We start from the raw sequence: 11,777 nt of genomic DNA, 5'->3' as shown, positions 1-11,777 counted from the left end.
CGACGGCGACCTCCTGCCATTGGTTACCCATCATTTCATACCTCAGATTAACGACACGGTTGTATACCGCTCTATCATGCCCTGTCATCAATCACATCTATTCTGGTCTGCATTGCCGACATGCTGCTGCCACAGACACAGAGGGTGCACAAAGAAGTGCACAGCATAGGGCAATAGGAACAAAAAAACAGTTTCATACAACTTCAAATTCTGCAACCATGCATCTTGAACAATCGCAAAGAGCCACAAAAGGAATATATCTGCATCTAGCGCATCAGCCGATGCTGTGGTATAGATACTGTAATCATGGAACCTGTTTTGACAAAAGAGGCCGCTGTTGCCGCCATCATTGCACGCACCCCCAGCCCAGAGGTGCTTTTCCTGAAACGCAGAGCAAACCCACGAGACCCCTGGTCAGGACACTACGCTTTTCCCGGCGGCAGACACGATGAAGACGACCCGTCACTGCTGGCGACCTGCCTCCGTGAAACCTATGAGGAGTGCGGCATCTATCTTTCAACAGACAGCCTTGTCAAGACATATCCGGCCCGACCTGCCGGCAACTATCTCAACCGACCGGTTCCGGTCACAACGTTCCTCTTTGAGATATCAATACAGCCGGTCATAACATTACAAAAAGCGGAAATCAGTTGTCACGAATGGCTGGACCTTGAATATCTCCGTGACACGGACAATATCATACGCCGTCCCATGAGTCCACGTTGTCCGGAGGTTCTGTTTCCCTGTATTCCGGCAACCGAAGGCTTTATCTGGGGTTTTACCTACGAGACTCTCATGATGATTATCGCCGATCATTACAGTGATCTTGTGGTGGAAAATTTAACAGCAGAAGAGTGATCGCGGAGGTAAAGAGCTCTTGACTTTTTAACCGTTGACCTGTATTCAATATCGGCGGATTTGAAAGGAGATATCTCGTAGGAGAGAACACTCCAGATGACGTGAGAGTGTACATGCAGCGAAGTGATTGCCTGCTCAGACACGCCTGACAACTCGTTCTCCAGACTCCTTCTGAAATATCAACGTAACTTGCATATCTGCTCGTTGGTCATGCTGTATCAAAACTTGCTACTTCCCATACAGTACTCCTGTTATCAGGGCTTAAACAACAACCTTACGGTAGATTGCCAAATCGTTTTGATCTACTAATTTACTCGATTTAACCACAAGGAGAAACAAATGAAAGCACCAGTACGTGTAGCAGTAACCGGAGCCGCCGGCCAGATCAGCTATTCTCTCATCTTCCGTATTGCCAGCGGTACCATGCTTGGTCCGGATCAGCCTGTCATCCTGCAGCTTCTGGAAATTCCACCGGCAATGGGCGCTCTGCAGGGTGTATTGATGGAGCTCAATGACTGTGCGTTCCCGCTGGTTGCAGGCGTTATCGCCACCGACGATCCCAATGTTGCTTTCAAAGATGCAGACTTTGCCCTCTTGGTCGGTTCCCGACCACGCGGTCCAGGCATGGAGCGCTCCGATCTGCTCAACGCCAACGGCGCGATCTTCACTGTCCAGGGCAAGGCTCTGAGCGACAATGCTAATCCCAACGTTCGCGTCCTGGTCGTCGGCAACCCGGCAAACACCAACGCTCTGATCTGCTTGAAAAATGCCCCTAAACTCAATCCACGCAACGTTACCGCTATGATGCGTTTGGATCACAACCGGGCCATGTCGCAGATCGCCGAAAAAACCGGCACCCACTCCACCAAAGTTGAGAAAGTGGTTGTTTGGGGTAACCATTCTTCAACCCAGTATCCGGATATCAGCTATGCCACCGCTGATGGCAAAGCAGTCAAAGGACTGGTGGACGACGAATGGAACAAGAACGATTTCATTCCAACGGTACAGCAACGCGGCGCTGCTATCATCAAGGCCCGGGGTGCATCATCCGCAGCATCCGCTGCATCCGCTGCTGTCGATCACATGCGAAACTGGGCGCTTGGCAGCAACGGTCAGTGGGTCAGCATGGGTGTGTACAGCAAGGGCAACCCCTATGCTGTTGATGAAGATCTGATCTTCGCCTTTCCAATCACCTGTGAAAACGGCGAATGGAAAATTGTTGAAGGTCTTGAAATCAGCGACTTCAGCCGTGAGATGATCAAGAAAACTGAGGCAGAGCTCCAGGGTGAGCGTGCTGCTGTCAGTGACCACATCAGCTGATAATTGATGCACCGGTTTATCCGGTGTTCAGAGGGGTGCCTTTCCGGCACCCCTTTTTTTGTCTCCAGTCTTGACAAAACAGGCGGCAGGCAGCTACGCTTTCAGCAACAGTTCATCTTGCCAGGAGGCTACCTTTGCAGACCGAGCCCTCACCTTCCATTCAGGAGTTGATTGATGCCGGCCGAATAGTTGAAGCCGGCACACTCCTTGCCGTCACTGAATCCTCCCTTTCTGTTGCCGAACAAAATGCCTATCGACTGGAAATTGAACAGCGGCAGCACAAAGCCGAGACATTTATTACTCAGGCTGAAAGCCTTGAGCAAGCCGGTAAAAACGAAGAAGCTAAAACAGTGTATATGTCAGTTCTCAATGAGGTTTGCGACTTTCCGGGCCTTCACGAACATATTAAACGTGTGGACGATGCCATTGCCTTATCGCGTGCGATCCAACGAAGAAATAAACGTATCCGTGCAACAGCTGCCCAGACAACAACCCAGGAGAAAAGCAACAACCCAAGCCGACGTTTTATCATAACCGGCGCAGTGCTGTTGACCGCTGTGGCAACACTCACCCTCTTTATAACAGTGCGGCAGGACCCCGTATCCCCTCCACCAATCGCGAAAGAATCTTCTCTGGATACAACAATTACTGCGCACCAACAAACGTCGACAGCACCTGCTGTGAACGCGAAAACCGACTCTTATGCACCAGCAGCTGAAATTTCAAACCAGATCAGGCCTGCACCCCCATCGACACCAACCACCGACAGACAATCCGTCACAACACAGGCAGAGGCACCCCGGCCGGCAAAAAAAAAGGAAACCACAAACAACACCCTGTCGAGTGTGACGCCCTCAACAGAGGACAGGCAGGAAGAAACAACTGTTCAGAAAAACGGACAGCCACAGGATAATTCTGCTCCTCTTCCTGCTGTTTACTACACTGTACAGCCAGGTGACTGTCTTAGCCTGATTGCAGAACGCGTGCTCTGTCGGCAATCCGCCTGGGAGGCGGTCTATCGGCTCAATAAAGACCAAATCACTGACCCTGAAAGATTACGGACAGGGATGCGGTTACGACTGACCGGGCTGGAGAGCCAATGTCCTCCGGGCAACCAGTAAAAAACAGCAGCGCTGCAAGTTTTAATCAGCAAAACGCTGTAGGTATTTCCAGCCGATTGCCGGAGGACAGTTGAGGGGTGATCCCACTCTTTGGACGTACACGTACCTGTACCGACTCTGTCAACCCGGTCATTTTGCTTCAAGCCGTCATAGAACAATGCAAGATGCCGGACATGACGGTGATTTGGTACATGCTTGTTGCACCTGGAATCAATCGACCAACAGAGTCAGGGAAACAGCCCTCTTTCACCTCCCTGTTGAGACAAAACGCTCCCGATCGTCACAAAAAGACCCGTCTAACAGTCAGACCTTCGGCGTATCTCTCTGCATCATTATAAGCGTACATATCGTGCATTCAATACGGTATGCAGCAACGCTTCATAAACTGCACGGTCATCGACTCCCTCTTTCCGCTGACACGCTGAGGCACTGAAGAAAGACGAATGCCTCGTCAGGACATACCGCAGAACATCGTTTATCAAATACACTGCAGAGAAAATACCTGTGTGACAGGTATCAGACCTCGTCAGCAAGCAAATCCGGCGCAGACCTGCGCCATCCTGGACGGCTCGCAGGAAACTCTATCACCAAATACACTCACCCAAACGATATGTTTATTTGCGAAACAGCCAGAAAAAAACTGTCAAGATCACACTGACGACCAGACAGGTGGCAAGCGGAAAAAATAAACGGATGCCGTCTCGAACAATGACAATATCACCGGGCAAACGTCCAAAGGGCACAGTTCGTAACCAGGGCCAGAACAGCCCGGCAACAATGAACAATAAACCAAGAAGAATCAATGTCTTGTTCATGTTTTACTTTTTATTCGGTGCATATCAACAGTGCTCTGGCTTAAAAACACGCCGGTCATGACAAGGCCGCTGGCCAGCCACTGCCATGAAGTCAAACGTTCATCCAGCACCAGAAAACTAATTATTATCGTAAAAACCGGTATCAGGTTCACAAAGGCTGAAGCCTGACCGGCTGGGATGCGACTGATGCCAAAATTATACAGACCGTATGCCCCCACACTCACCACCGTTCCCAGATACAAGATAACGATCCATCCGTTGAACGACAGGCACGTGTCCTGAACAGAGGGTATCAGCAAGACAGGCAGAAAAAATAACGCGCCAACAAAAGCCTGTATTCCGGTGAGAAAAAAAGGATGGAGTTCTTTACTTAATCGTTTCATTAGAATAGTATAGCCTGCTGCACAGATCATAGCCATAAACTCAAGGAAATTCCCCAACATGGGATTTGGGGCCTGAGCAGTTTCCTTGGCAGAAATACTGAGCCACATTGCACCGGTAGCCGCGATGGTAAAACCAAAAACAGTCCGGACAGCAATACGTTCGCCAAGGAAAAAACCAGCGCTTATGGCAACCATGAGCGGCAGCATGGTCGTAATCATGGCAGCCTGAGAGGCAGTCGTATGGACCAGGGCCGCTGATTCAAAAAGAAAATAGAAACATGGCTCGCAAAGGCACATCGTCACAAGCGGTAAAAGATGGTGCCTTCGCAACCCCATACGAAAAAACGAGCGGCTAAAAGGAAGGAAACAAAGTGAAGCGACTGCCATCCTTCCAAAAATAATCAGTAAAGGATGCATCTCCTGAAAACCGTACTTCAACGCTACAAATGAGCTGCCCCATAAGACCATGGCCACCAGCAAGGCCATCCGTGGCACCCATCTGTGCAATCTCTCACATTCCATAAACCTACTCATGACGCTATGCAACATCATGCCCCTTATCGTCGACTCTTCCGGTTCTGCAGATGTTCCGGTCTACTGTCCGCTGTGGCTGTACTCCTTGCAACTGTTACAGCCTCTCCTCTCTTTGGCGCAGGTGCTTCACCGTCTGCAGCCAACATTCAACTCAACCAGGCCAGTGCCGCACAGACCTTTGACCTATATCAGAATATCCCTGGTTTGACCAGCCAGCAGGTCGAATACGGCAGAGTCGCCATACCAAGAATGCCTTATAATGCACAACGAATATTCCGCAAAATCTGTGGATTACCCGGTGTCAGCTTCGAGCATGCGAAACAGGCTATTGATACACTCGGACGCGAGCGATTTACCTTTGAACAGGTTCAGACCTTCGAAGCCTTCGCCGATATGGACACTGTCAACATTGACCTGGGCATGTCCAGCCTGAACACCATCAAAGAAATGGGATTTGAGGCAGGCCGTTCCTTTCGTAAATACGTCAGTCTGCCGGGTGCCACTGCCGGTATTGCTGTCCCGATGATTACGACATTCAACAACATGCCTGATTACAACAACCGTGCTGCCCAGGCTCTTTTCTCAGTTCGAGGCATGCGGATGGATCTGGCGCAGAAAGGAATGCCCTTGCTGGCACGTCTGAAAGACAACCAGGCCAGAGCTGCTGAAACCTATGCCAAAGTACGTGGCATGGACCCGGAAACTCTGCTCGACGGCCTTGAACTCCTGCAAAAACTCCGCCAGGATGACGCCTGGAATGCTCGCTGCCTGTTTACCAACAAACTGCTGACTCCCCGGGATGCCTGGAACTGGCTGGTCGGTTACTTTGCACTGCCCACCAATGTTCAGGAAACTCAGTTCAGCAAACTGGACAGCAGGCAGAAAACAGTACTCCTTGAGGCCTTGTACGATGGAGGGACCGAGGCGATATGGAGGATCAATAACTTTCACTCGGTTACCGATGCCAATGGCTATGAGATCTCCGATGCCACGCTCAACAGTTGGTCAACACAACAGCTGGCCGCCAAATTTGCTGAACTCCCCCCGTCGGTCAGAGAACAGTTTGCCGGACAATTCCGAAGCAGCAACAGGGGCCAGGCCATTGGAGTGCTCAAACAGGCCACAGCAGCGGCCCGTGTCCAAACCGCTCGTGATCTGACCGTTGCCAACCTGTACGCCATCACAGCTCAAGGGAGCGAGCTCTATGATTCTTCGTTCCGCTCAGTTGTGGTTCCAGTGCTGCAGACCCGTATCGCAAACAGGAATCAAGGAGATCTCCTGGCATTCCTTCGCTCAATCGATCCGGAAAGCCGTTTGGTTGCAGACTTCATCTCCAGTTGTGCCCAAAAGGGCAGATTAACCACCTTTTTTCCTACAGATGGAGTCAAGCAACGAGAAATCCTCAAACTGGTCACTGCCTCGGCCTTCCGCAATGAGGACTCTATCCTGCTGTTTTCTGCAACCTTCAGCCACCTCCTTAAGGTGTTGACCCCAGATGCCCGCACCTTTCTGATCACGACCATGGCAGAAAACAGTGAGGCCGAAAACTCCTCTTTTGCCAAGTTGGTCAATGTTATTCTGCAGTACTACCTGCAAACGTACCCGGAACTCCTTGGCCCGAATGACCGCCTCCTGATCAGCAGACTCGTTGTCCGCTACGGTGCTCTCAACCTTGACAACTATCAGACAACGCCATTTCAAGAGTGGAAACAGGATGGCCGCCTTGGTTCAGTCTCCATGTTTCATCCCGATGATGATGGAAGACAGTCTTTCATATCCAATGCCAACCTTCTGTTAAACAACGGCTACCGTTTAGTCCCCTCACAACAGTACACTATTCCAACCCTGACTCCGGCCTTCCGACAGGAGATTGAACGGATGAGCGGTGCAGGTCTGGCCTCGTTGTTCAGATCAATGCGCGACCGGCACTTTGCCGTGGCCTTTGTCAAGAATGTCGGCGGTATGACCATCGTTCACACACAATTCGTCTATTCCAATATGGAAAATCAAAAGGAGATGCTGAGACGCTTTATCCTTTCCAAAGACGAAATGCTTGCTCAGCGGGGGCATAGCTACTGGCGCTCAGAACAGATCATTGAACCACTGACCAAGCTGATTGAGGAGGGCAGGATCACCGAGGCTGATCTTCGCAGCAAACAACGATTCCTCAGTTTAGGATCGTGCGGCGGGGTCAAGGTATATACCATTCTGACCCGACTCTTTGCCAGTTCCGTCGATATATTGGCCAGCATCGGCACAGGAGTGGCCATTATTAACGATCCGTACAACAAAATGTTTTTCGAAATCATTGCCAACAATCCGTCGCATATCACATGGAAAACCGTAGCTCAACAGTCAGCTCCCATTTTTCGAAGTGAGTGGGGTCAAGATTATCTGTTACCCGGATCGCTCACCGCTATCCTGCATAAGATCCTGGATGAAACTGAGCAAACCAGCGGCACAGCGACTCGGGATCGATTTATTCCTTCCAGAGGAATTTGGTAACTGTGCCGCTTTATACCCACGATAAACTTTCAGAGTTGCTTCAGCAGGCAGCAAAACAGCCTTCAGAGGTGTATCTATTTTTCGGCGAACGCTACCTTTGCCTGCGAACAGCCAATCAGTTAGCTGAAGTGCTGTTGCAAAAACACGGCGGTACGATTCATCCCATCGACGGTGACCGGGAAGACAGCACCACTACCTGCGCCAGGCTGCGCAGCTTCAGTCTCCTTCCCGGTCGTCAGATTTATCGCGTGACCGACACACGTCTCTTTCTTTCAAAAAACATTGCCAAGTCAATATGGGAGCGATTTTGCAAAGCTCATGCCGATGACAAACCGGACCAGGCCCAACGGGCGCTCAAAGCCCTTCTGAAAAGTGGTGGTCTGGACCCAGTACACCACGAAAGTGATCTGGCATCGTTATCGGCAACAGAGTGGAAAAAGTGTTTCGGCTTTTTGCATCCCGGCAAGGACGTACAGTATATCAACGACTACCTGGACACTCTGACTGACGAGAATTCCGCACCTGTTCCCGATTCTTCCCAATCCGGTGAGATCTTGGCGACCACGCTGAAAGCCGGCATACCGGACAGCAACTTTCTTATTTTGATCGCCGAAGAGGTTGATAAACGCACGAAACTGTTCAAAATGCTTAAAGATGAACAGACTGTTATAGACATAACCGCCAAAGCCGATTCAAGAATCAAAGCCGAAAAAACACAACTGGAGATCCTTCACCATCTCCTTCGCCAGACTCTGGCTGAAGACAACAAGATCATGGCTCCCTCTTTGACCGACGTACTCCTGGAGCGGGTGGGGTTCCATCCCGTGGCACTGGTCATGGAGCTCCGTAAGGTAATGGCCTATACAGGTGATCGCCGGGAGATAACCCGTGATGATCTTGATCTCCTTGTTGGTCGAACCCGTCAAGAAGCACTTTTTGAGCTGACCAATGCCCTGTCCGGTAAAAACCTGCCGCTCCTCTTAACCATAGCGACCAGGCTTCAGGAAAATAATATCCATCCGCTGGCGATTGTAGCAACACTCCGCAACCATACCCGCAGTCTTCTTCTCAGCAAAGCATTGGCAGAGCAACCTGCAATCGGTTTTCTGCCCTCCATGAATGCTCAGACATTCCAACATGTCTGTCTGTCCCGCCTCAAAGAAAAAGAATTCTTCAAAAAAGAATTTGGCAGCCGCCACCCTTACGCCTCATACATGCAATTCAAAACAGCCTATAACTTCAGCACACACGTTCTTATCACCTGGTTGCAGTTACTGCTGAAAGCAGAAATGAAACTCAAAGGATCCCCTGTAGCTGCAGATACGATTCTCCACAGCCTCCTTACCTCCATGCACGCGGCATACACCGGGTAAAACAACCGGGAGCCACTCCACTGCCCTTGCAAAAACCACAGTGAGCATTAAAATACTTGTGGGTAACTGAAAAATGCCGAGTGACCGTGGACAAGACGGTTCTAACGTACATCTTCTTGTTACCGACGCCTTGAGCAGTACATGTAAAAAATACATAGATTTTTCCCAGAACCGCCTTGATGATGGCAAAAGAAGATACTCTCATTCAGGATAAACCTGACATAACAGAAAAAACCTCCCTGCAGGAGCCACCGTATTATCGAGTTGTATTGCACAATGATGATTACACAACCATGGACTTTGTCGTCATGATTCTGCAGTCTGTTTTTCATAAAAACATCGAAGAAGCTACCCAAATCATGCTCAATGTGCATCATCAAGGAAGAGGTATAGCAGGAGTCTACACACGGGAAATAGGAGAAACCAAGGTGGCGCTGGTGCACCGCATTGCAAAAAGAAACGAATACCCACTGAGATGTTCACTGGAACCAGACAGTTAACAACCAAACCTTAGCCGATAAGGCACCAGGCGTTACCCAAAGCTGTGCAAGATATTCGCTCTACCGAGGAACACCATTATGCTGAGTAAAGAATTAGAGATCGCTCTAATCAAGGCCATAAAAGAGGCAAAAAATCATCGCCACGAGTATGTCACCGTGGAGCATATGCTGTACGGACTGCTCCATGATGACCTTGCCCGCCATATCATTGATAAGTGTGGTGGAAATAACGAAACACTGAAAGAACGGCTTGAACGTTTTTTTGAAAGCGGTATGCCGGTCATGAAAACCGCTGAAGGTGAACCCGCACAAACCGTTGCCTTCAACCGGGTTTTGCAGCGTGCAGTCAACCATGTGCAAAGTTGCGGCAAAAAACAGGTTGATACCGGCGATGTTCTGGTCTCAATCTTCACTGAACCGGATTCCCATGCCGTCTATTTCCTGGGAAGCGAGGGGGTCGGACGACTGGAGGTGGTGGAGTATATTTCCCACAGCCTCCCGGAATACCTGCAGAGTGAACCCCTGCGACAGGCTCCCGGACAACATCCTTCAAAAAAGAAGCAGGAAAATGCAACCGGTGATGCGTTAGAAGAGTTCACCGTCAACTTTGCCAAACGCGCGGCTGAAGGTGGCATTGATCCATTAATAGGTCGGGATCATGAGCTCTACCGAATGATGCAGGTTCTCTGTCGACGAAAAAAGAACAATCCTCTGCTGGTCGGCGAACCTGGAGTCGGGAAGACGGCCATGGCTGAAGGACTGGCTTTGAGAATTCACGAAGACAGTGTCGCCCGTCAAGATCCTCAACCTGACCCTAAAAAGCTCGTTCCGGATCTCTTACAGGATGCAGAAATATACATGCTTGATCTTGGTACCCTGGTTGCCGGGACAAAGTATCGGGGTGATTTCGAAAAACGTTTAAAAGAAGTCGTGGCCGCCATCGAAAAAAATAAAAAAGCCATTCTTTTTATTGATGAGATGCATACCATCATCGGTGCCGGGGCGACCAGTGGTGGATCCATGGATGCTTCCAACCTGCTCAAGCCTGCTTTGCAGGCGGGCACCATCCGCTGCATAGGATCAACCACCTATGAGGAATATAAAAATCATATCGAAAAAGACCGTGCGCTTTCCCGGCGTTTTCAAAAGATAGATATTGAAGAGCCGTCGGTGGCTGATACCGGCAGAATCCTGCGCGGGTTACAATCCCGCTACGAGGAACATCACCAGATCCGTTATGCACGGACCGCGATTGATGCGGCGGCTGAACTGGCGAACCGTTACATTAACGATCGTTTTCTTCCGGATAAGGCCATTGATGTCATGGACGAGGTCGGTGCCTATTTTCGTCTCAACGGTAAAACCGGACGGACGGTCGGCGTGCGCGATGTGGAACAGATTGTGTCAAAAATTGCCCGAGTACCGGTAAGCAGCAAAGTAAGCAATGACACGACCCAGCTCCTCAACCTTGACAATAAACTCAAGGCAGTCATCTTCGGTCAAAACGAGGCAATTGAAGCAATTGTCAAGGCAGTGAAGCGATCACGCGCTGGTCTGGGTAATCCCCAATCGCCCACAGGCTCGTTTCTCTTTGCCGGCCCCACCGGTGTTGGGAAGACAGAGGTAGCCAGACAGTTAGCCATCTCGTTAGGTGTTCACTTCGAACGATTTGACATGAGTGAATACATGGAGAAACACGCAGTGTCTCGACTGATCGGCGCCCCACCCGGTTATATCGGTTTTGACCAGGGGGGCCTGCTTACCGACGCCATACGTAAACATCCGTACACTGTCCTGTTACTTGATGAGATCGAAAAGGCTCATCCCGACGTCTTTTCCATTCTTCTGCAGGTAATGGATCACTCCACTCTTACGGATAATGCCGGCCGCCGGGCAGATTTCCGTAATGTCATTGTAATTATGACCACCAATGCCGGTGCACGGGAAATGAGCGAACGAACTATTGGGTTCATCGGTGATTCTGCGGGAAAGGAACAAAAGGTTTTGAAAAATCTGTTTTCACCGGAATTTCGCAATCGACTGGATGGTATCATCACCTTCTCGGCCCTGGAACCGGAAACCGTGGAAAAGGTGGTCGACAAGATGGTGCTCGAACTGCAACAGCAGCTGGCAAGCAAGAAGGTCACCATCACCTTAAGCCCGGCAGCACGTTCCTGGCTGGCACAAACAGGATACGAGCCGGCTTTTGGAGCCCGACCTCTACGGCGCCTGATTATGAAAGAGATCGGTGATGTGCTCACCGAAGAAATTCTGTTTGGCAAATTAACCAAAGGCGGCAAGGTCAAGGTCAATCGTAAAAACAACAAGACAACCTTCTCCTACCTCTAATGGACAGTCACCGGTTGGG

At 50.1% G+C, this 11,777-nt stretch carries 9 protein-coding genes; 7 read left to right on the top strand and 2 right to left on the bottom strand.

Going from position 1 to position 11,777, the window contains the following annotated elements; translation table 11 throughout:
* Window positions 1–306: 306 nt before the first annotated feature.
* From HP555_RS06815 to HP555_RS06805, 3 genes are all read left to right on the top strand, one after another.
* Window positions 307–858: an NUDIX hydrolase gene (locus tag HP555_RS06815; protein ID WP_199264418.1), complete on the top strand. Its 552-nt coding sequence runs from the start codon at window positions 307–309 to the stop codon at window positions 856–858.
* A gap of 339 nt (window positions 859–1,197) precedes the next feature.
* Window positions 1,198–2,178 (top strand): malate dehydrogenase, encoded by a 981-nt coding sequence (locus tag HP555_RS06810; protein ID WP_199264417.1) that lies wholly within the window; start codon window positions 1,198–1,200, stop codon window positions 2,176–2,178.
* A gap of 134 nt (window positions 2,179–2,312) precedes the next feature.
* Window positions 2,313–3,299 carry a LysM peptidoglycan-binding domain-containing protein gene (locus HP555_RS06805; RefSeq protein ID WP_199264416.1) on the top strand — a complete coding sequence of 329 codons (987 nt, stop codon included), beginning with the start codon at window positions 2,313–2,315 and terminating at the stop codon, window positions 3,297–3,299.
* Between the two features lie 614 nt (window positions 3,300–3,913).
* On the opposite strand, the gene HP555_RS06800 is transcribed toward HP555_RS06805, so the two are convergent.
* Both HP555_RS06800 and HP555_RS06795 read right to left on the bottom strand, forming a co-directional pair.
* Window positions 3,914–4,114 carry a DUF2905 domain-containing protein gene (locus tag HP555_RS06800; protein ID WP_199264415.1) on the bottom strand — a complete coding sequence of 67 codons (201 nt, stop codon included), beginning with the start codon at window positions 4,112–4,114 and terminating at the stop codon, window positions 3,914–3,916.
* A complete protein-coding gene (locus HP555_RS06795; protein ID WP_199264414.1) occupies window positions 4,111–5,019 on the bottom strand; it encodes a DMT family transporter in 909 nt (302 codons plus the stop codon). The genes HP555_RS06800 and HP555_RS06795 overlap by 4 nt, the downstream gene beginning before the upstream one ends.
* A gap of 84 nt (window positions 5,020–5,103) precedes the next feature.
* Here HP555_RS06795 and HP555_RS06790 point away from each other — a divergent pair, with 84 nt between their 5' ends.
* The 4 genes from HP555_RS06790 (at window position 5,104) to clpA (ending at window position 11,758) form a co-directional block, all read left to right on the top strand.
* On the top strand, window positions 5,104–7,536 hold the full coding sequence (locus tag HP555_RS06790) for a hypothetical protein (RefSeq protein ID WP_233249282.1): 2,433 nt from the start codon (window positions 5,104–5,106) through the stop codon (window positions 7,534–7,536).
* Between the two features lie 2 nt (window positions 7,537–7,538).
* Window positions 7,539–8,909, top strand: a complete 1,371-nt coding sequence (gene holA / locus HP555_RS06785) for a DNA polymerase III subunit delta (RefSeq protein ID WP_199264412.1) — start codon at window positions 7,539–7,541, stop codon at window positions 8,907–8,909.
* Window positions 8,910–9,091: 182 nt separating this feature from the next.
* A complete protein-coding gene (clpS, locus tag HP555_RS06780) occupies window positions 9,092–9,409 on the top strand; it encodes an ATP-dependent Clp protease adapter ClpS (protein WP_199264508.1) in 318 nt (105 codons plus the stop codon).
* A gap of 78 nt (window positions 9,410–9,487) precedes the next feature.
* Entirely contained in the window at window positions 9,488–11,758 is a 2,271-nt protein-coding gene (gene clpA / locus HP555_RS06775; RefSeq protein ID WP_199264411.1) for an ATP-dependent Clp protease ATP-binding subunit ClpA, read from the top strand.
* The last annotated feature ends 19 nt before the right edge of the window (window positions 11,759–11,777 follow it).

The sequence above is a fragment of the Desulfobulbus oligotrophicus genome (assembly GCF_016446285.1).
Classification (GTDB): domain Bacteria; phylum Desulfobacterota; class Desulfobulbia; order Desulfobulbales; family Desulfobulbaceae; genus Desulfobulbus; species Desulfobulbus oligotrophicus.
Note: the sequence above shows the minus strand (reverse complement) of the source record. Positions and strands in the feature narration are given on the sequence as shown.